General features: G+C 72.0%; 17 protein-coding genes, 1 tRNA gene and 1 pseudogene. 12 read left to right on the top strand and 7 right to left on the bottom strand.

From position 1 onward, the window contains the following. Window positions 1-196: 196 nt before the first annotated feature. Window positions 197-270: transfer RNA gene (locus QUE40_RS15315), tRNA-Lys, on the bottom strand. 161 nt (window positions 271-431) lie between these two features. Here QUE40_RS15315 and QUE40_RS15310 point away from each other — a divergent pair. From QUE40_RS15310 to QUE40_RS15265, 10 genes are all read left to right on the top strand, one after another. Further along, window positions 432-2,993: a DEAD/DEAH box helicase gene (locus QUE40_RS15310; protein WP_142006723.1), complete on the top strand. Its 2,562-nt coding sequence runs from the start codon at window positions 432-434 to the stop codon at window positions 2,991-2,993. 4 nt (window positions 2,994-2,997) lie between these two features. Further along, window positions 2,998-5,592 (top strand): malto-oligosyltrehalose synthase, encoded by a 2,595-nt coding sequence (treY, locus tag QUE40_RS15305; protein ID WP_289231484.1) that lies wholly within the window; start codon window positions 2,998-3,000, stop codon window positions 5,590-5,592. After that, entirely contained in the window at window positions 5,589-7,361 is a 1,773-nt protein-coding gene (treZ, locus tag QUE40_RS15300; RefSeq protein WP_289231483.1) for a malto-oligosyltrehalose trehalohydrolase, read from the top strand. Before treY ends, treZ begins: the two co-directional genes overlap by 4 nt. Continuing rightward, window positions 7,354-7,989 (top strand): hypothetical protein, encoded by a 636-nt coding sequence (locus tag QUE40_RS15295; RefSeq protein ID WP_142006719.1) that lies wholly within the window; start codon window positions 7,354-7,356, stop codon window positions 7,987-7,989. Before treZ ends, QUE40_RS15295 begins: the two co-directional genes overlap by 8 nt. Window positions 7,990-8,394: 405 nt before the next feature. Beyond that, a complete protein-coding gene (gene pstS / locus QUE40_RS15290) occupies window positions 8,395-9,537 on the top strand; it encodes a phosphate ABC transporter substrate-binding protein PstS (protein WP_289231482.1) in 1,143 nt (380 codons plus the stop codon). 80 nt (window positions 9,538-9,617) lie between these two features. Continuing rightward, complete coding sequence (gene pstC, locus QUE40_RS15285) at window positions 9,618-10,568, top strand: phosphate ABC transporter permease subunit PstC (protein WP_350226994.1); 951 nt, start codon at window positions 9,618-9,620, stop codon at window positions 10,566-10,568. A 58-nt stretch (window positions 10,569-10,626) separates the two neighbouring features. Continuing rightward, a complete protein-coding gene (pstA, locus tag QUE40_RS15280; protein WP_289231481.1) occupies window positions 10,627-11,565 on the top strand; it encodes a phosphate ABC transporter permease PstA in 939 nt (312 codons plus the stop codon). A 46-nt stretch (window positions 11,566-11,611) separates the two neighbouring features. Continuing rightward, window positions 11,612-12,388, top strand: coding sequence for a phosphate ABC transporter ATP-binding protein PstB (pstB, locus tag QUE40_RS15275; protein WP_142006711.1), 777 nt, complete (start codon window positions 11,612-11,614; stop codon window positions 12,386-12,388). Window positions 12,389-12,437: 49 nt separating this feature from the next. After that, on the top strand, window positions 12,438-12,614 hold the full coding sequence (locus QUE40_RS15270; RefSeq protein ID WP_170206879.1) for a hypothetical protein: 177 nt from the start codon (window positions 12,438-12,440) through the stop codon (window positions 12,612-12,614). A 79-nt stretch (window positions 12,615-12,693) separates the two neighbouring features. Beyond that, window positions 12,694-12,954 (top strand): hypothetical protein, encoded by a 261-nt coding sequence (locus QUE40_RS15265; RefSeq protein WP_211344602.1) that lies wholly within the window; start codon window positions 12,694-12,696, stop codon window positions 12,952-12,954. A 3-nt stretch (window positions 12,955-12,957) separates the two neighbouring features. On the opposite strand, the gene QUE40_RS15260 is transcribed toward QUE40_RS15265, so the two are convergent. The 5 genes and pseudogenes from QUE40_RS15260 to QUE40_RS15240 all read right to left on the bottom strand — a co-directional run bounded on the left by QUE40_RS15260 (window position 12,958) and on the right by QUE40_RS15240 (window position 17,860). Further along, window positions 12,958-13,893 carry an NUDIX hydrolase gene (locus tag QUE40_RS15260; RefSeq protein WP_289231480.1) on the bottom strand — a complete coding sequence of 312 codons (936 nt, stop codon included), beginning with the start codon at window positions 13,891-13,893 and terminating at the stop codon, window positions 12,958-12,960. Next, window positions 13,890-16,186, bottom strand: a pseudogene (locus tag QUE40_RS15255) (RNA degradosome polyphosphate kinase). The gene QUE40_RS15260 and the pseudogene QUE40_RS15255 overlap by 4 nt, the downstream one beginning before the upstream one ends. A 4-nt stretch (window positions 16,187-16,190) precedes the next feature. Then, window positions 16,191-16,676 (bottom strand): mycothiol synthase, encoded by a 486-nt coding sequence (gene mshD / locus QUE40_RS15250; protein WP_289233103.1) that lies wholly within the window; start codon window positions 16,674-16,676, stop codon window positions 16,191-16,193. Continuing rightward, the gene (locus QUE40_RS15245; RefSeq protein ID WP_289233134.1) at window positions 16,568-16,945 is read right to left on the bottom strand and encodes a GNAT family N-acetyltransferase; all 378 of its coding nucleotides are present in this window, start codon (window positions 16,943-16,945) and stop codon (window positions 16,568-16,570) included. Before QUE40_RS15245 ends, mshD begins: the two co-directional genes overlap by 109 nt. A 183-nt stretch (window positions 16,946-17,128) precedes the next feature. After that, on the bottom strand, window positions 17,129-17,860 hold the full coding sequence (locus tag QUE40_RS15240; protein ID WP_142006704.1) for a response regulator transcription factor: 732 nt from the start codon (window positions 17,858-17,860) through the stop codon (window positions 17,129-17,131). A gap of 97 nt (window positions 17,861-17,957) precedes the next feature. Here QUE40_RS15240 and QUE40_RS15235 point away from each other — a divergent pair, with 97 nt between their 5' ends. Next, window positions 17,958-18,266: a ubiquitin family protein gene (locus QUE40_RS15235; RefSeq protein ID WP_289231479.1), complete on the top strand. Its 309-nt coding sequence runs from the start codon at window positions 17,958-17,960 to the stop codon at window positions 18,264-18,266. After that, window positions 18,259-19,020, top strand: coding sequence for a hypothetical protein (locus QUE40_RS15230; protein ID WP_289231478.1), 762 nt, complete (start codon window positions 18,259-18,261; stop codon window positions 19,018-19,020). Before QUE40_RS15235 ends, QUE40_RS15230 begins: the two co-directional genes overlap by 8 nt. A gap of 119 nt (window positions 19,021-19,139) precedes the next feature. Here the strand turns inward: QUE40_RS15230 and QUE40_RS15225 are convergent, their stop codons facing one another. Next, window positions 19,140-19,556, bottom strand: coding sequence for a heme-binding beta-barrel domain-containing protein (locus QUE40_RS15225; RefSeq protein ID WP_350226993.1), 417 nt, complete (start codon window positions 19,554-19,556; stop codon window positions 19,140-19,142). Window positions 19,557-19,610: the final 54 nt, after the last annotated feature.

Below are 19,610 nucleotides of genomic sequence, written 5' to 3'. Positions count from 1 at the left end.
CGTGCCCGCAACGCTAGGCCAGGCGACGACCCCACGGGGTCTACACGCGCAGATTTCTTGCGCGCGATGTCGCGTCGGATGCGTGAGCTGCCCGCCGGGTGCTCGCGGGCAGCGTGGCTCAACGGTCAGACCGGAGCCGAATTGCGTTGGCATCTGGCCAAACTCACCTCGGACAGTAGGCGAGCGCCTGCAACGGTGGGCCCCGTGGGACTCGAACCCACAACCTACGGATTAAAAGTCCGCAGCTCTAACCGATTGAGCTAGAGGCCCGGGGCGGCGACGCCGCCGGGGCAACTGTAGTGGGGCGGGCGGGTCTCGATACGCCGCGCTCGTCCCTCGCGCGGCTACTCGACCGGCTTGGGCGGGGTCTCGGTGCGCCGGGCTCGTCCCTCGCGCGGCTGCTCGACCGGCTTGGAGAGAATGGGCACGCCATGACTCCTCGTCTCACCGACCGCACCCCGTCACCCGCCGAGCCCGATGCGATCTACGAAGCGTTCCAGGGCTGGGCCGGCGACCGGGGGATCGACCTCTACCCGCACCAGGACGAGGCGATCATCGAGCTGGTCGGCGGCGCCAACGTCATCCTCGCCACCCCCACCGGCTCCGGGAAGTCGCTCGTCGCGACCGCGGCGCACTTCACCGCGCTCGCGCAGGACAAGGTCTCGTTCTACACCGCACCCATCAAGGCGCTGGTCTCGGAGAAGTTCTTCGCGCTCATCGAGCAGTTCGGCGCCGACAACGTCGGGATGCTCACCGGCGACGCGGCGGTCAACGCCGACGCCCCGATCATCTGCTGCACCGCCGAGGTGCTCGCCAACATCGCGCTGCGCGAGGGGCGCAGCGCCGATGTCGGCATGGTCATCATGGACGAGTTCCACTTCTACTCCGAGCCCGACCGCGGCTGGGCCTGGCAGGTGCCGCTGCTGGAGCTCCCGCAGGCGCAGTTCCTGCTCATGTCGGCCACCCTCGGCGACGTCGCTCGGTTCGAGGAGGACCTCACCCGTCGCACCGGCCGCCCCACCGCCACGGTCGCGACCGCCGAGCGGCCGGTGCCGCTGAGCTTCTCGTACGCCATGACCCCGCTCCACGAGACGCTCGAGGAGCTGCTGACCACGCACCAGGCGCCGGTCTACGTCGTGCACTTCACCCAGGCCGCCGCGCTCGAGCGGGCCCAGGCGCTGATGAGCCTGTCGGTCGCGAGCAAGGAGGAGCGCGCCCGGATCGCCGAGCTGATCGGCGGTTTTCGCTTCTCCGCCGGCTTCGGCAAGACGCTGAACCGGTTGGTGCGCCACGGGATCGGCGTGCACCACGCCGGGATGCTCCCGAAGTACCGCCGGCTGGTCGAGACTCTCGCGCAGGCCGGCCTGCTCAAGGTCATCTGCGGCACCGACACCCTCGGCGTCGGCATCAACGTGCCGATCCGCACCGTCGTGTTCACCGGGCTCACCAAGTTCGACGGGTCACGCAACCGGCTGCTCAAGGCGCGCGAGTTCCACCAGATCGCGGGGCGGGCCGGGCGTGCGGGGTACGACACCAGCGGCTCGGTCGTGGTGCAGGCGCCCGAGCACGCGATCGAGAACGCCCGCGCGCTCGCCAAGGCGGGCGACGACCCCAAGAAGCAGCGCAAGGTGCAGCGCAAGAAGCCGCCCGAGGGCTTCGTGAGCTGGTCGGAGGAGACCTTCGACAAGCTCGTTGCCGCCCAGCCCGAGGCGCTCCAGTCACGCATGCGCGTCACCCACTCGATGCTGCTGAACGTCATTGCGCGAGAAGGGGATCCGTTCCCCGCGATGCGCTCGCTCGTGCGTGAGAACCACGAGGACCCGCGCCGGCAGGCGCGCCTCGCGAAGGGGGCGATCACGCTCTACCGCGAGCTGCTCGCCGCCGGGGTCGTGGAGAAGCTGTCGGTGCCCGAGGCCGACGGTCGACAGGTGCGTCTGACCGTCGACCTGCAGGACAACTTCGCCCTCAACCAGCCGCTCGCGCCGTTCGCGCTCGCGGTGCTCGACGTGCTCGACCCCGAGTCCGAGACGTACGCCCGAGACGTCGTCTCGGTCATCGAGGCGATCCTGGAGGACCCACGCCCGGTGCTGCTCGCCCAGCGGCGCAAGGTGCGCGGCGAGGCCATCGCCGAGATGAAGGCCGACGGCATCGAGTACGACGAGCGCATGGAGCTGCTCGAGGACATCAGCTGGCCCCAGCCGCTCGCCGAGCTGCTCGACGCGACGTTCGAGACCTATCGCAGCGGCCAGCCGTGGGTCGCCGAGAGCGCGTTGTCGCCCAAGACCGTCGTGCGCGAGATGTACGAGAACGCCTGGAGCTTCGGCGATCTCGTCAAGCAGTACGACCTCTCCCGCTCCGAGGGGATCGTCCTGCGCTACCTGACCGACGCCTATCGCACCCTGCGCCAGACGGTGCCCGACCGCTACCGCGACGAGGAGCTTGACGACCTGGTCGAGTGGCTGGGGGAGACCGTCCGGCAGACCGACTCCAGCCTGCTGGACGAGTGGGAGGCGCTGAGTCACCCGGAGGAGGCGGCCCTCGAGGGCGGCGCGCCCTCCGCGACCACCGTCGCGCCCAGGCCGATCACCAGCAACCCCAGGGCTTTTCGGGTCTCGGTGCGCAACGCGATGTTCCGCCGCGTGCAGCTCGCGGCGCGGCGTGACGTCGTCGCGCTGGCCGCGCTCGACCGGGCCGCCGCCGAGTCGACCGACCCGCCCACCGAGATCGTCATGGACGAGGGCGCCTGGCACGACGACCTGGCCGCCTACTTCGCCGACCACGACGAGATGGGGGCGGGCGCGAGCGCGCGGGGGCCGGCGTACCTGCGGATCACGCAGAAGTCCGACATGTGGGAGGTGCGTCAGGTGATCGAGGACCCCGAGGACGACGGCGACTGGGGCATCGACGCGCAGATCCCGCTGGCCGCCTCCGACGAGGCCGGGGCGCCGGTGATCGTCGTGCTGGGCCTGAACAGACTCGACGTGGTGGGGTGAAGGCATGAGCGCCGCGTTCTCCAGCACCTACCGTCTGCAGCTGCACGGCGAGTTCACCTTCGACGACGCCGCCCGGCAGGTGCCCTACCTCGCCGACCTCGGCGTCACGCACCTGTACCTGTCGCCGATCCTGCAGGCCGTGCCCGGCTCGCAGCACGGCTACGACGTGGTCGACCACAGCCGGGTCAGCGACGAGCTGGGCGGGGAGGACGGCTTCCGTCGGCTCGTTGCGGCCGCGCACGAGCACGACCTCGGCGTCGTGGTCGACGTCGTGCCCAACCACATGGCCTTCGTCGCGCCCGAGTCGCTGAACCGCGAGGTGTGGGAGGTGCTGCGCGACGGGCGCGACGCCGCCACCGCCGACTGGTTCGACATCGACTGGAAGGCCGGCGGCGGGCGCATCGGGCTCCCGGTGCTCGGCGAGCCGCTGGCCGACGTGCTCGCGGCCGGCCAGCTCACCCTCGACGAGATCGACGCCGACCCCGGCACCGGCCAGCCCGCCCCGGTGCTGCGCTACTACGACCACGTCTACCCCGTCGCGCTCGGCACCGAGACCTCCGGCGACGTCGCCGAGATCCTGGAGCGCCAGCACTACCGGCTCGCCTCGTGGCGCGACAAGGACGACGTGCTCAACTACCGCCGGTTCTTCGAGGTCGACGGGCTCATCGCCGTGCGGGTCGAGCTGCCCGAGGTCTTCGACGCCACCCACCGGCTGCTGCTCGAGCTGCACCACGAGGGGCTGATCGACGGCTTCCGCATCGACCACCCCGACGGCCTGGCCGACCCGACCGACTACCTCGAGCGGCTGGCCGCGGCCTGCCGCCCGGACACCCCGGTGTGGGTGGAGAAGATCCTCGAGGGCGAGGAGCGGCTGCCCCGACGCTGGCAGACCGCCGGGACGACCGGGTACGACGCGCTGCGGGTCGTGCAGGCCGCGCTCACCGACCCCGAGGCCGCCGACACGCTCGACGCGACCTGGCGCGCCACCGGCGGCGAGCCCGACTTCGACGTGGTCGTCGAGCAGGCCAAGCGGCAGGTCGTCGAGCAGTCGCTGGCCCCCGAGGTCGAGCGGCTGACCCGGCGCGCGCGCGAGGCGCTGCCCGAGCTCGACCCCGAGCGGCTGCGCGAGGCGGTCGTCGAGCTGCTCGTCGCGGGAGAGGTCTATCGGGCGTACGTCCGGCCCGAGCACCAGATCGGTCAGGTCGCGCGGCGCCGGCTCACCGACGCGTTCAGCGCCGCGCTCACCGCGCGGCCCGCCCTGCAGCCCGAGCTCGACGCGCTCCTGCCCGTCACCGTGATGGCCGAGGACAGCGACGCCGCAACGGATTTCGGCGTCCGGCTGCAGCAGACCTGGGGCCCCGTCATGGCCAAGGGCATCGAGGACACCAGCTTCTATCGCTGGCACCGGCTGATCGCGCTCAACGAGGTCGGCAGCGACCCCACCGTCGTCGCGTCGGCCTCGCCCGGCCTCATGCACGAGTGGGCGCAGGCGCAGGTCGAGCACTGGCCGCGCACGATGACGACCCTCACGACCCACGACACCAAGCGCAGCGAGGACGTGCGCGCCCGGCTGCTCGCCGTCGCGGGCGACACCGAGGGCTGGCAGCAGGTCTCCGCCGTCGCGAGCGCCGAGGCCGAGCGGGCCGGCGTCGACCTGCCCACCGGCCACCTCGTCTGGCAGACGCTCCTCGGCGTCGGCGAGATCGGCGAGGAGCGGCTGCGCGACTACCTGCAGAAGGCGCTGCGTGAGGGCAAGCAGCGCACGGCATGGGTCGACGGCGACGAGGACTACGAGCGCCGCGTCATCGACTTCGCCGTCGCCGCCTCGACCGAGGGCCCGCTGCACGACGCGGTCGAGGAGCTGATCACGAGCAACGCCAACGCGATTCGCGCGACCACCCTCGCGGCCAAGCTGCTGCAGCTGACCCTGCCGGGGGTGCCCGACACCTACCAGGGGTGCGAGACGGTGAGCCTGTCGCTGGTCGACCCCGACAACCGGCGACCTGTCGACTACGCCGCGCTGTCGACGGCTCTGGACCGGGGCCATGGTCAGGGTGGTCTCGATACGGCCTCGCCCAGCGGCTCGGCCTACTCGACCGGCGTGGGCGGCTCGGGCGATTCGACCGGCGTGGGCGGCTCGGGCGACTCGACCAGCGTGGGCGGCTCGGGCGACTCGACCAGCGTGGGCGGCTCGGCCTCCTCGACCGGCTTGGACGGCCTGGGGGAGGAGAAGCTGCACCTCACGAGCACCGTGCTGCAGCTGCGGCAGAGCCGCGCCGAGTCGCTCGGGCCGGGCGGGACGTACCTGCCGTGGGAGTCGGGCGAGGAGCACGCCGCCGGGTTCCTGCGCGGCCCGGCTGCGGGCCTGCTTGCCGGCGTCCTCGGACGCATGCCCGAGCCGGACGTGCTCGTCGCGGTCACCAGGGCCCCGGCCCGGCTGGAGCGCGACGGCGGCTGGGGCGAGCGGCTGCTCACCCTCCCCGAGGGTGATTGGCGAGACGCCCTCGACGGGCGAATCATCAACAGTGACGGGCAGATCCGGGCGCGCGACCTCTTCGCGGACCGCCCGGTGGCGCTGCTGGAGAGGAGGGACTCGTGACCGGATATCGCGTGTGGGCCCCCGCGGCCGAGCAGGGGGTCGATCTCGTGCTCGGTGACGAGCGGGTCGCCCTCGAGCGGGGCGACGACGGCTGGTGGCAGACCGACCGCGCACCGCGGCCGGGCGAGCGCTACGCCTTCTCCGTCGACGGCGGCGACCCCCGCCCGGACCCGCGCTCGCTCTCCCAGCCCGACGGGCCGCACGAGCCCAGCGAGGTCGTCGACCTGACGGCGCACGAGTGGGGCGACGGTGACTGGGCGGGCGCTCCGCTGGAGGGCGCGATCGTCTACGAGCTGCACATCGGCACCTTCACCCCCGAAGGCACCTTCGACGCCGCCGTCGAGCACCTCGACCACCTGGCCGACCTCGGCGTCACGATCGTCGAGGTCATGCCGGTCGCGGCGTTCCCCGGCCGCCGCGGCTGGGGCTACGACGGGGTCGACCTGTTCGCGGTGCACGAGGCCTACGGCGGGGTCGAGGCGTTCCAGCGGTTCGTCGACGCGTGCCACCAGCGCGGGCTCGGCGTCTGCCTCGACGTCGTCTACAACCACCTCGGCCCCAGCGGCAACTACCTCGCGACGTTCGGCCCCTACTTCACCGACGCCCACCACACGCCGTGGGGCTGGGCGGTCAACCTCGACGGTCCGGACAGCGACGAGGTGCGTCGCTTCCTGCTCGACAACGCCCGCTTCTGGTTCCGCGACGTGCACGTCGACGCGCTGCGCCTCGACGCCGTGCACGCGCTCATCGACGACCGCGCCGTGCACTTCCTCGAGGAGCTTGCGGCCGAGACCGACTCTCTCGCAACGGAACTGGGGCGTCCGCTCTGGTTGATCGCCGAGTCCGACCGCAACGACCCGGCGACCGTCACGCCGCGTCGCGACGGCGGCTCGGGCGGTCTCGGCCTGCACGCGCAGTGGGCCGACGACGTGCACCACGCGCTGCACGTGCTGCTCACCGGCGAGACGCAGGGCTACTACGCCGACTTCGCGGCAGCCGACGCGCCCGCGAAGGTGCTCGGACGTACGCCCTTCTTCCACGACGGCACGACGTCCACCTTCCGCGGTCGCCGGCACGGCCGGCCCGTCGACCCGGACGAGACGCCGGGCTGGCGCTTCGTCGCCTCGCTGCAGACCCACGACCAGGTCGGCAACCGCGCCACCGGCGACCGGCTCTCCCAGCTCGTCCCGCCGGGCCGGCTCGCCGCGGGGGCGGCGCTGCTGCTGACCTCGCCCTACACGCCGATGCTGTTCATGGGGGAGGAGTGGGGCGCCAGCACGCCGTGGCAGTACTTCACCGACCACGAGGACCCCGAGCTCGCCCGGGCGGTCTCGCAGGGCCGGCGCGCCGAGTTCGCCGAGCACGGCTGGGCCGACCAGGTGCCCGACCCGCAGGAGCGCGGCACCGCCGACGCCTCGACGCTGCGCTGGGAGGAGCTGCGCGAGCCCGAGCACGCCCGGCTGCTGGAGTGGTACGCCACGCTGATCCGGCTGCGGCGCGAACGGCCCGAGCTGCGCGACCCTGCGCTCGGCCGCGAGGACGTACGTCGGGAGGGCGGGGTGCTGCGGGTGCGCCGCGGCGAGCACCTGCTCCTGGTCAACCTCGGCGACGAGACGCTCGACCTGCCCACCGGCGGCGAGCACGAGGTGCTCGCGGCGTGGCACGCCGACCTGCTGCACCCCGGCGCCGCCCGCCTCGGCCCCGACGCCACCCTGCTGCTGGGGCCGGTCACCTCGACCGGCACGACGGAGGAGGCCACCCGTGGCTGACCAGAGACGACCGCGCCGGCCCGAGTTCCGCACGCCCGCCGAGCTCGAGGCGGCCGGGGGAGAGGCCCTCGACCCCGCCGAGGTGAGCGAGGTCGCGCACGAGACCGCCGCGGCGCTCGTCGGCCAGGGGCGCGCCTCGCAGGACCCCGCGCTGCGCGAGCGGCTGGTGCACCTGGTCGACGAGCTGGGGGTCGCCACCGTCGCCGAGCTGTGGGCCCAGCGGCCGGCCGTCAGCCTCCCCGGGGCGCTGTGGCGCCTCTACATGCTGCGCGAGTGGGTGCAGCGCGACCCCGCAGGGGCCTCCGCCGACTACACCGAGGGCATGAAGCACGCCGACGTCGCGCACGTGGTCGCCGGCGCCGCCGAGCCGCCCGGCCCGGACGAGGTGCGCGACCTCGGCGACGCGATCGTGCGCGGGGTCTACGAGGGTGACCTGGCCGTGGCGCTCGACCGGGCCGCCGCGTTCTGCCGGGTCATCGCCGTCGGCCGGGCGCACCGCGCCGATGATCGCGACGGGCTCGACGAGGAGGGCGCCGCCCGCGCCACGCGCACCGCCGGCTCGCTGGTCACCACGGCGCACGACCTCGAGCGCGCGGCCGCCCTGTGGCGTGACTCACGACTGACCTGACGGCGCCCGTGGAACATCCCGGCCCGATCGGTAGTTAGGCTGGGTGCGCGTCGGGCCGCGGTAGCCCCGGGTCCCAATATTTGCCGCTACGAGCGGCCATGCGCCGTGAGGCGCTTCCCGGCCCGACGCGACCCACTTCTCTCGGGCGCGAGCCGCGCCGGTCTGCGCGCGCCGCCCGAGGACGTACGCCGGGCTCGGCTGGCACACGCCCGTCGCCACGGGCGCTCCGACAGGGTCGTTCACCTGATGCTCACGTGACCGCCGCCACACGCTTTACACACTCTCGATCCGCGTTCACCCCGAGTTCACCCACCCAAGGACCTCGCGTCACCCGCGCTCCCTACCTTCACGGAGGCGGTGTTCCCGTGCCGCCCACGAACTCCCCAACCTCGAGAGGTCCCTGACGTGAAGATCACGCGCATCGGCCGTGTCTCCAGCATCGCCCTGGTCGGAGCGCTCGCGCTCTCGGCGTGCGGTTCGGACAACAACACTGGCTCCGGCGGCAGCGGCGACGGCTCGTCGTCGGCCGCCAAGTCCGGCGGCGACCAGGCCGGCGCCGGCAACGTCGACTGCGGCACCAAGGCCATCAAGGCCGAGGGCTCCACCGCCCAGGACAACGCCATCCAGGAAGCGATCGCCAGCTTCCAGTCGGTCTGCCCCGAGCAGTCGGTCACCTACAACGGCACCGGCTCCGGCAACGGCATCAACCAGTTCACCGCCAAGCAGGTCAACTTCGCCGGGTCCGACTCCGCGCTGAAGAGCAGCGACGGCAAGACCGAGCAGGCCGACGCCGACAAGGCCTGCGGCTCGCCCGCGTGGAACCTCCCGATGGTGACCGGCCCGATCGCCGTGGCCTACAACCTCGAGGGCGTCGACAAGCTGGTGCTCACGCCGGCGCTGATCGCCGACATCTTCAACGGCAAGATCACCAAGTGGAACGACCCGAAGATCGCCGCGGTCAACAAGGGCACCACGCTCCCCAACGTCGACATCAAGGTCTTCTTCCGCTCCGACGAGTCGGGCACCACCGAGAACTTCACCAAGTACCTCGCGGCCTCGGCCAAGGAGAACTGGACCGCCGAGCCGGCCAAGAAGTGGTCGGGCAAGGGTGAGGGCAAGGCCAAGACCGCCGGCGTCACCAACGCCGTCAAGTCCACCCCGGGCGGCATCACCTACGCCGAGTGGTCCTCGGCGAAGGACAACCAGCTCGGCATGGCCCAGGTCGACAACGGTGCGGGCCCCGTCGCCCTGACCGGTGAGAGCGCCGGAAAGGCCGTCGCCGCCGCCACCCAGGACGGCTCGGGCAACAACCTCAAGCTCAAGCTCGACTACGCCACCAAGGAGGCCGGGGCCTACCCGATCATCCTGGTGACCTACGAGATCGTCTGCTCGAAGTACTCCGACCCGGAGATCGGCAAGGGCGTCAAGGCGTTCCTGAACCACTTCGGCAGCAGCGAGACCCAGAAGAGCCTGGAGGAGGTCGGCTACGCACCGCTGCCGTCCGAGATCCAGGGCAAGGTCGAGACGGCCGTCAACGCCATCCAGTGATTCACTCGTGCGGTGGGGTCGTGGCGTCGCGCCCGGCCCCACCGCACGACGTACGTCTCCCTCGGCAGAACAGGTAGCGCATGTCCTCCATCACCGGGGTCTCGGTCTCCGACCAGGCCCCTGACCCCGACGGTCGAGCTCCGCTCGAGTCCGACAAGGCCGACACCGGGCGCCTCGGGGACAAGATCTTCGGCGGCCTCGCCAAGGGCTCCGGCATCCTCGTGGTGGCGCTGGTCACCCTGATCGGTGTCTTCCTCATCGCGCAGGCGATCCCCGCGCTGAGCCGCAACAACGCGAACTTCCTCACGTCGACGGAGTGGAACGTCGCCAACCCCGACAGCATGTCGTTCGGCATCGCGCGGATGCTCTGGGTGACGGTGATCTCCTCGATCCTGGCGCTGATCCTCGCGGTCCCGCTGGGGGTGTGCATCGCCCTGTTCATCACGCAGTACGCCCCGACCTGGCTGGCCCGTCCGGCCGCCTCGCTCATCGACCTGCTCGCCGCGGTCCCCTCGATCGTCTACGGCCTGTGGGGTGCGTACGTCGTCGGCCAGTACTTCCGGCCGATCCAGGACTTCGTCACGAGCGTCTTCGGCTGGATCCCGCTGTTCGCCGACGAGGGCGCCAGCGCCGCGAGCACGATCGCGTTCGTCTCGATCGTCCTAGCCGTGATGATCCTGCCGATCATCACGGCACTGTCGCGCGAGGTCTTCGCGCAGACGCCCGGCACGCACAAGGAGGCCGCGCTCGCGCTCGGCGCGACCAAGTGGGAGATGATCCGCACCGCGGTGCTGCCGTTCGGCAAGCCCGGCGTCATCTCGGCCTCGATGCTCGGCCTCGGCCGCGCGCTCGGTGAGACTGTCGCGGTGATGATCATCGTGTCCTCGCTGCCCGAGGGCGCCCCTGGTCGTGGTCGATCTTCAACGGCGGTGAGACCTTCGCCTCCAAGATCGCCAACAACTACGGCGAGTTCGACAGCCCGACCAAGACGGGCGCGTACATCGCCGCTGGTCTGGTGCTGTTCCTGCTGACCTTCGTCGTCAACGCCATCGCCCGTGTCGTCATCGAGCGTCGGAAGGCCTTCACCGAATGAGCACCCTCGACTCGACCTATCCCGCCGGAGACGTGACGGCGACCGCCGAGCGGGGCAACGTCAGCTCCGGGCTCGGCCCCAAGTCCTCCGGGCGCGCGATCAAGGACCGGATCGCCCAGATCGTCATGTGGGGCGCGTTCCTGGTCGCTCTCGTGCCGCTGATCTGGATCCTCGGCACCGTCGTCGTCAAGGGCGGCTCGATGCTGCTCGAGGCGCAGTGGTGGACCAACTCCCAGCTGGGCATCACCGCCCGCAACGCGGGCGGCGGCGCGACCCACGCGATCCAGGGCACCCTGATCCAGGGCGCCGTCACCTCGCTCATCGCGGTGCCGATCGGTGTGCTGACCGCGATCTACCTCGTCGAGTACGGCCGCGGCAAGCTCGCCCGCGCGGTGAGCTTCATGGTCGACATCCTCACCGGTGTCCCCTCGATCGTCGCGGCGCTGTTCATCTACGCCGTCTGGGTCACCACGTTCGGCTTCCAGCGCGTCCCGTTCGCGGTGTGTCTCGCGCTGGTGCTCCTGATGGTCCCGGTCGTCGTGCGCTCCACCGAGGAGATGCTCAAGCTGGTCCCCAACGAGCTGCGCGAGGCGTCCTACGCCCTGGGCGTGCCCAAGTGGAAGACGATCATGAAGGTCGTCCTGCCGACCGCCTTCTCGGGCATCGTCACCGGCATCCTGCTCGGCCTGGCCCGGGTCATGGGTGAGACGGCGCCGCTGATCATCCTCGGGCCGTACTTCTTCGGCATCTCCAGCAACCTGTTCTCCGGGCTGATGGGGACGCTGCCGACGATGATGAACAGCGGCCGCGACAACATGGGCCTGCCGCAGACCGAGGCGCGCGTCTGGGGCGCGGCCTGCACGCTGATCCTGATCATCCTGGTGCTCAACATCGCCGGTCGCCTGATCAGTCGGTTCAGCAAGGTCAAGAGCTGACCCACCGACTCGACAACCCTTTCTGAGACTGAGGAAACGAAACCCCATGGCTAAGCGGATCGACGTCAGCGACCTGAACGTCTACTACGGCGACTTCAAGGCGGTCGAGGGCGTGTCGATGACCGTCGAGCCCCGGTCGGTGACGGCGTTCATCGGCCCGTCGGGCTGCGGCAAGTCGACCTTCCTGCGCACCCTGAACCGGATGCACGAGGTCATCCCCGGCGGTCGCGTCGAGGGTCAGGTCATGCTCGACGACCAGGACCTGTACGCCCCCGGCGTCGACCCGGTCGGCGTGCGCCGCACCGTCGGCATGGTCTTCCAGCGGCCCAACCCGTTCCCGACGATGACCGTGCGCGACAACGTCGTGGCCGGCCTGAAGCTCAACGGCGTCAAGAACAAGGGCAAGCTCGACGAGGTCGTCGAGCGCTCGCTCAAGGGCGCCAACCTGTGGAACGAGGTCAAGGACCGCCTCGACAAGCCGGGCGCCGGCCTCTCCGGCGGTCAGCAGCAGCGGCTGTGCATCGCCCGCGCGATCGCCGTCGAGCCGCAGGTGCTGCTCATGGACGAGCCGTGCTCGGCGCTCGACCCGATCTCGACGCTCGCGATCGAGGACCTGATCACCGAGCTGAAGGACCGCTACACGATCGTCATCGTGACGCACAACATGCAGCAGGCGGCCCGCGTCTCCGACCGCACCGCGTTCTTCAACCTCGCGGCGACCGGCAAGCCCGGCCGGCTGATCGAGATGGACGACACGCAGAAGATCTTCAACAACCCCACCGAGAAGGCGACCGAGGACTACATCTCGGGCCGGTTCGGCTGATCGGTCGGCAGCGCCCCGCGCGCCCGGCCCCGGCCCTACGCTCGCGACCATGAGCAACCTCCCGGTCGCGCCCGAGCCGCCCCGCGGCGCGGTCGGCGGTGCCGCCGCGGTGCATGACGCGACGGTCGACGGAGAGCTGGAGCTGGTGGCCAGACTGGTCGCGGCGGTCGCGATGCTCGCCCGCCCGCTCACCGACGCCGAGCTCGACGAGATCCTGCTGCCCTAAGCCCGTGCACCCGAAAGGGTGGTACATCTCACGCCCGAATCGGGCACCGAGCACAGGTTTCGGGCGCACAATGTCAGTCGTGGGCAAGCGCAGACGGGTGCGGGAGCGCCTCGCGGAGATGAGCCGCAAGGAGCTCAAGGCGCAGGTTCCGCGCGAGGAGCAGCGCCCGGGCGACACCCGCGAGAAGGGCTCGTTCGCGTACGGCTACTGCAAGTCGTGCGACTGGCAGGGCAGCGGGCGGCGCGCCCGCGAGAAGGCCCGCCGCGACGCCCTCGAGCACGCCGAGCTGTGCTCGGGCCGGCACAAGCCGCGCATCGCCACCACCGACACGAAGAAGTGAGCGTCAGGGCCGGTGCCGCTCGACGGTCACCACGACCGCCTCGTCGCCGGCGCCGCTGACCTGGCAGACCAGCACCTCGCCCTTGTCGATGCCGGCCGTGGCCAGCGCCGAGAGCGTCCGCCGCGCGGCCGACCCCGCGACCGCTCGCTCGGCCAGGTGACCGAGCACGTCGGGCAGCAGCGGGCGGTGCGTGCACAGCGCCGCGGCCCCGCGCTGCAACGCCGAATCCGTATGCCGCACAGCCTTTTCCGGCCGCGCCTCGTAACCCTCCTCGGAGAGTCCCTTCTTCGTGCGCACCCGCACCTGCGCCGACTCGGCGAACGGGCTGACGGTGTCGACGCAGCGCACCGACGGCGAGCTGACCAGCCGGTCCAGGCCGTACGTCTGCAGCAGCGGGACCAGCGCGTGCGCCCGGGCGAGCCCGTCGGGGTCGAGCGGACGCAGCCCGTCCTCGCCGCTCCACTGCGAGCGCGGCATGCTCTGCGCGTGCCGCACGACCAGCAGCGGCCAGGTGTCGAGGTGGCCGGCCCGCTCGGCCTCGAGCAGGGCGCGCAGCTGCAGCACGTCGCGCGCGTAGCTCAGCCGCAGCCGGGCCGGGTCGGGCGCGAGCCACTCGACGCGGTCGATCTCGTTGAGCAGCTCGCCGTGGCCCCCGGTGGGGGTGGCCGCCCAGTAGCGGACCTCCTTGAGCTCGTCGCGGGGCGTGACGTAGAGCGCGCGCGGGAGCGGGATGCCGAGCCGGGCGACCAGACCGGTCTCCTCCTCGGTCTCGCGGCCCGCGGCGACGGCCCACATCTCGCCGGGGTCGAGCTTGCCCTTGGGCCACGACCAGTCGTCGTAGCGCGGGCGGTGCACCAGCGCCACCTCGAGGCGCCCCCGACGGCGTCGCCACAGCAGCGTGCCGGCGGCGGCGACGGCACGTGGACGAGGGTCGATCACCGCCGGCGTGCCTTGCGCCGTCGGCGGGCGTAGCTCTCGATGAGCTCGGACTGCACGTCGGTGAGCGGCTCGCCCTCGTCGTCGAGGTGGTGGCGCACCCAGCTGCCGTCGGACTGCAGGTGCCACGACGAGGTGCCCTCGCTCATCCCGAGCTTCATCAGGTCGTGCATGGTCTGCACGTGGCGGGGGTCCTTCAGCCGCACCAGCGCCTCGACCCGGCGGTCGAGGTTGCGGTGCATCAGGTCGGCGCTGCCGATGTAGCAGACCGGATCCTGGCCCTCGATCTCGAACAGGAACACCCGCGAGTGCTCCAGGTATCGGCCGAGAATCGAGCGCACCCGGATGTTCTCGGACAGGCCCGGCACGCCCGGGCGCAGCGCGCAGATGCCGCGCACCCACACGTCGACCTGGACCCCCGCCTGCGAGGCGCGGTAGAGCGCGTCGATCGAGGCCTCGTCGACCAGGGAGTTGACCTTGATGCCGATGCGGGCCTTCTTGCCGTCGGCCGCGGCCTCGGCGCACCGTTCGATCTGCTCCAGCAGGCCGGTGCGCACGGTGCGCGGCGCGACGAGCAGCCGCTTGAACTTCGAGCGCGGCGCCATGCCGGACAGCTGGTTGAACAGCCGGGTCAGGTCTTCCCCGACGGCCGGGTCGGTGGTGAGCAGGCCGAAGTCCTCGTAGAGCCGCGCGGTCTTGGGGTTGTAGTTGCCGGTGCCGACGTGGCAGTAGCGGCGCATCTTGCCGTCCTCCTCGCGCACGACGAGGCACAGCTTGGCGTGCGTCTTCAGGCCGACCATGCCGTAGACGACGTGCACGCCGGCGCGCTCGAGCTTGCGCGCCCAGGTGATGTTGTTCTCCTCGTCGAACCGGGCCTTGATCTCGACGACGGCCAGCACCTGCTTGCCGGCCTCGGCGGCCTCGATGAGGGCGTCGATGATCGGCGAGTCACCGCTGGTGCGATAGAGCGTCTGCTTGATCGCCAGCACGTTGGGGTCGTCGGCGGCCTGCTCGATGAACGACACGAACGAGGTGGAGAACGAGTCGTACGGGTGGTGCAGCAGGATGTCGTGCTCGCGCATCGCGCCCATCACGTCGGGCGCCGCGGCCCGCTCGACCGGGGCCAGGTCGGGGTGGGTGAGCGAGGTGTGCGGCGGCCAGCGCAGCTCGGAACGGTCCAGGTCGGCCACGATGTTGAGCGCGCGCAGGTCGAGCGGCTCGGGCAGCGGATAGACCTCGTCGCGGCGCACCCGCAGCTCGCGCATCAGCATGTCGAGCACGTGCTCGTCCATGTCCTCGGCGACCTCGAGCCGCACCGGGGGCCGAACCGGCGCCGGGTCAGCTCCTTCTCGAGCGCGGTCAGCAGGTTCTCGGCGTCGTCCTCCTCGACCTCGAGGTCCTCGTTGCGGGTGACCCGGAAGGTGAAGTGCTCGCGCACGTCCATGCCGGGGAAGAGGAACTCCAGGTGCTCGGCGATGACGTCCTCGAGCGCGACGAAGCGGGCGTCGTAGAGCTCGTCGGCGTCGGGGTGGTCGGGCAGGCGCACCAGCCGCGGCAGCGACGGCGGCACCTTGACCCGGGCGAAGTGCTCGCGGCCGGTCTTGGGGTTGACCAGCAGCACCGCGAGGTTGAGCGAGAGCCCGGAGATGTACGGGAAGGGGTGGGCCGGGTCGACGGCGAGCGGCGTGAGCACGGGATAGATCGACTCGCGGAACAGCCGGCCGAGGTGCTCGCGGTCGTCGTCGGTGAGCTCGCTCGCCCGCACGATGGTGACGCCCTCCTCCTCCAGCTGCGGGCGGATGTGGTTCTGGAAGACCCGGGCGTGCACGCTCATCAGCTCGTGCGCGCCCTGGGAGATCTCGTCGAGCACCTCGCGCGGCTCGAGCCCCGACGCGGAGCGCACGGCGATGCCGGCGGCGATGCGCCGCTTGAGGCCGGCGACGCGCACCATGAAGAACTCGTCGAGGTTGCTGGCGAAGATCGCGAGGAAGCGGGCCCGCTCGAGCAGCGGAATGTTGTCGTCGGAGGCCAGCTGCAGCACGCGCTCGTTGAACTGCAGCCACGACATCTCGCGGTCGAGGAACCGGTCGGCCGGCAGCTCGCCGGGCGGGGCCGCGGGCGGCGGGGTGTCGGGCGTGACGCGGATGAACCGGCCGTTGGCGCCGCGGGGTCGCGGCTGACGCGCCTTGAGCTTGACGACCGAGCCGCCCTCGGCGACCGTCTGGATGGCAGCCTCGACCTCCTCGTCGCTGGGCTGCGGTGGCACCTGCGGTCGCACGTCCGAGGGGGCGCTCATGACCCTATTTTGGCACTGCCCCATGAACGGCGCGCGCATACATCGCATCGGTAGCCGCACGGGTGAAGCCCTGGCGCTCGTACGTCCTCAGGGCCGGGGTGTTGTCACCCTCCACGTAGAGCTCGACGACGTCGACACCCACGCTCGCGAGGTGCGCGAGCCCGAGCTCGGTGACGGGTCGGGCCAGCCCACGACCCTGGTACGCCGGTGCCACCGCCACGACGTAGACCTCGCCGCGGCGCGGCTCGCCCTCGGTCTGGTCGGTCGGCACCTTGGTCCAGTGCGAGCCGGCGAGCGCACCCGTGGTGTCGTCGTGGACGAGGATCAGCCCGGCCGGGTCGAACCACGGCTCGGCCATCCGCCGGTCGAGGTCGGTGCGGGTCATCCGACCCTGCTCGGGGTGGTGCGCGAACGCCGCCGCGTTGACCTCGAGCCAGGCCTCCTCGTCGCGCCCCGGCTCGAACGCCCGCGCCGAGAACCCTTCGGGCAGAACGCCCCCACGCTGGTCGGGCCCAGCTCCCGCTCCATCCGGAGCAGCTCGCGCACCAGCTCCAGCCCGGCCGCGCGGGCGGTGGCGCGGGCGGCCGGGAGGTTGCCGTGCGCCCAGAAGCGGGCCGCGGGCCGGTCGGCGAGCACCGCCCGCACCAGCTCGCCGCCGAGCCCGCGCCGCCGGTGGTCGGGGTGCACGACGACCTCGACGCTGTCCGGGTCGTCGTCGGGGTGCAGCGCGGCGGCGACCAGCCGGCCCTCCACGACCACCGGCCGCAGGCTCGCCGGCACCTCGGACGAGCCGGCGTGGCTGCGCAGGTCGAGCAGGGCTGCTCGGAGAACGGCGCCACCCCGTCGACCTCGGTGGCCGCCGCGGCCAGCTCATCGACCTGCTGCACGAGATCGCTCATGCCGCCCAGTGTTTCGCACCCGGCGGGAGGCGTCGGGTCCGGCTCAGTCCTGCGCGGCCGGGTCGCGGGCCTCGGCGGCATCGGCGTCCTCGGCCGGCCGCTGCGGCGTGCCGACGAACCGGTATCCCACGTTGCGCACCGTGCCGATGAGCGACTCGTGCTCGGGCCCGAGCTTGGCCCGCAGCCGACGCACGTGCACGTCGACGGTGCGGGTGCCGCCGAAGTAGTCGTACCCCCAGACCTCCTGCAGCAGCTGGGCGCGGGTGAAGACCCGGCCCGGGTGCTGCGCGAGGTACTTCAGCAGCTCGAACTCCTTGTAGGTCAGGTCGAGCGCGCTGCCGTGCAGCTTGGCGGCGTAGGCCCCCTCGTCGATCACGAGGCCGCCCGCGGTGATCTTGCTGGGCTCGTCGTCATCCTCGGTCTGACCGCCGCGGTGGGCGGCCAGGGTGATGCGCGCCTGCACCTCGGCCGGGCCCGCGGTGGTGAGCACGACGTCGTCGACCTGCCACTCGCCGTTGAGCGCGACCAGCCCGCCCTCGGCGAAGATCGCGATGAGCGGCACGGACAGACCCGTCGAGCGCAGCATCCGCGAGAGCCCCTTGGCTCCGGCCAGGTCGCGCGTGCAGTCCAGCAGCACCACCTCGCAGTCGGGCGGGTCGACCAGCGCCTGCGCCTCCGGCGGCAGGATGCGCACCCGGTGCGCGAGCAGACCCAGCGCGGGCAGCACATCGACGCTCGCACCGGGCGAGTCGGTGAGCAGCAGCAGCCGGGCCATCCACCGAAGAATAGGTGGACCCCCTCTCGGTGACCGTCCCTCGGACGTACCGTGGCCAGAGCCACACGCCCCGCACCCCGCAGGAGACCGGTTCCCCGTGAGCACCCCCGTCGACGTGACCGTCCGTTACTGGGCCGGCGCGCGTGCCGCTGCCGGGCTCGAGCAGGAGACCGTGCGGGCGTCCGACACGCGCGAGCTGCGCTCGACCCTCGCGACCGCGCACCCGGCGCTCGAGCCGGTGCTCGAGGTCGCCTCGCTGCTGCTCGACGGGCGTGCGGTGCGCGGCGACGAGCCGCTCTCCGAGGGGTCACCGTCGAGGTGCTGCCGCCGTTCGCCGGGGGCTGACGGGTCGCGGACCGTCCTACGGCGACCCCGTCTTCTCTGGCAGGATTCCGGGCGTGCCTGACCACGAGCGACGGGTCCTGACCCTGGCCTCCCCGGCGACGACGCTCGTGCTGGGGGCGCTGCTCGTGCTCTCGACGTATGCCGGGCGCGGCCTCACCGCCGCGGCCGTCCTGCTGACCGGGGTGCTGGTCGCGTTCGGCTGGCCGACGCTGCTCGGCCTCCCGAGCCCCAAGGGCGTGCGGGCGGTGCTGACCGCCGCCGCGGCCGCGTGCGTGCTGGCCGCGCTCGCCGAGCCAGGCCCCGACCTGCGCTGGCTGCCGGTCGCGCTCGCGGTCACCCTCGTCGGCAGCTTCCTGCACCAGCTGCTGCGCCGCGACGGCCGCGCGCGCCTGGTCGCGACCCTCGGCGGCACCGCGCTCGGCGCGGGGGTGCTGGCAGCCGGTGCGTGCTACGTCGGTGTGGCCGACGCCCCCGACGGTCCGGTCCTGGTGGCGATCACCGTGCTGGCCGCCGTGCTCTCCGGCCTCGTCGACCTGCTGATGCACCGCACCCAGCACGCCGAGTGGGCGCTGCCGCTGTCGATGGCGCTGGGCGCCGCCGGCGGCGCGGTCGTCGGGGTGGCGCAGGGGAGCGTCGACGCGGTGCCGGCCTTCGCGCTCGGTGTCGCGTCGGCGGGTGTCTCGCACGCCGTACGCCGGGTGCTGACGATGCTCTCCAGCGCCCGCTGGGCCAGTGCCCAGGTGTCGGTCGGTGCCGCCGCGCTGCTGCTCCTCGGCGCGCTGCCCTACGTCGCGGCCTGGGCCCTGCAGCGCTGAGCGAAGCCGGTCGAGTCGAGCGGTGCGGGGCTCCGGTCTCGATACGTCGCTCGGCTAGCGCCTCGCGCCTACTCGACCAGCATGGCGCCTCGCGCCTACTCGACCAGCATGTGCTCGGCTCACTGGGCGCGCTGCAGCTCCGCGGAGGCGTACGTCTGCAGCGGCTGGCCCTTGGCCGCCATGTCCATCGCCCACATCAGGTTGGAGTGCACGTAGCCGTAGAGCCGGGTGGCGGCGGTGTACTCCTCGGCCTGCGGGCTGCGCACGACGGCGTCGGTCTGCAGCTGGGCCTTCGCCGGCTCGGTGGTGCCGACGTACATCTCGACCACGCCGGTCGGGTGCGCGAGCAGCAGCTCGACCTCGTTGTCGGGCAGCGGCCGCCAGAAGCCCAGCTCGGTCGCGAGCGGCTTGCCCCGCTCGCCGTCGTCGCCGACCTCCCACATGCGCGCGCTCCACGACAGGAACGGCTGCTTGTCGTGCCGGCACTCGATCTCCTGCACGAAGTTCACCGAGTCGACGCCGGGATAGCCGAGCACACCTCGGCCCTCCCACCGCCCGACGAGCCAGGCGAGCGGGGCGAGTGCGGGGGC

Source organism: Barrientosiimonas endolithica (genome assembly GCF_030296655.1).
In the GTDB taxonomy this organism is placed as follows: Bacteria; Actinomycetota; Actinomycetes; order Actinomycetales; family Dermatophilaceae; genus Barrientosiimonas; species Barrientosiimonas humi.
The sequence above is the reverse complement of the archived record's forward strand: the minus strand, read 5'-3'. Positions and strand labels throughout refer to the sequence as shown.

What these genes read in the sequence shown, in the direction of transcription:
- pstA (WP_289231481.1), top strand. Translation starts at nt 10,627, where the DNA reads ATGAGCACCCTCGACTCGACCTATCCCGCCGGAGACGTGACGGCGACC.
- treY (WP_289231484.1), top strand. Translation starts at nt 2,998, where the DNA reads ATGAGCGCCGCGTTCTCCAGCACCTACCGTCTGCAGCTGCACGGCGAG.
- pstC (WP_350226994.1), top strand. Translation starts at nt 9,618, where the DNA reads ATGTCCTCCATCACCGGGGTCTCGGTCTCCGACCAGGCCCCTGACCCC.
- pstB (WP_142006711.1), top strand. Translation starts at nt 11,612, where the DNA reads ATGGCTAAGCGGATCGACGTCAGCGACCTGAACGTCTACTACGGCGAC.
- QUE40_RS15310 (WP_142006723.1), top strand. Translation starts at nt 432, where the DNA reads ATGACTCCTCGTCTCACCGACCGCACCCCGTCACCCGCCGAGCCCGAT.
- QUE40_RS15270 (WP_170206879.1), top strand. Translation starts at nt 12,438, where the DNA reads ATGAGCAACCTCCCGGTCGCGCCCGAGCCGCCCCGCGGCGCGGTCGGC.
- QUE40_RS15240 (WP_142006704.1), bottom strand. Translation starts at nt 17,860, where the DNA reads ATGGCCCGGCTGCTGCTGCTCACCGACTCGCCCGGTGCGAGCGTCGAT.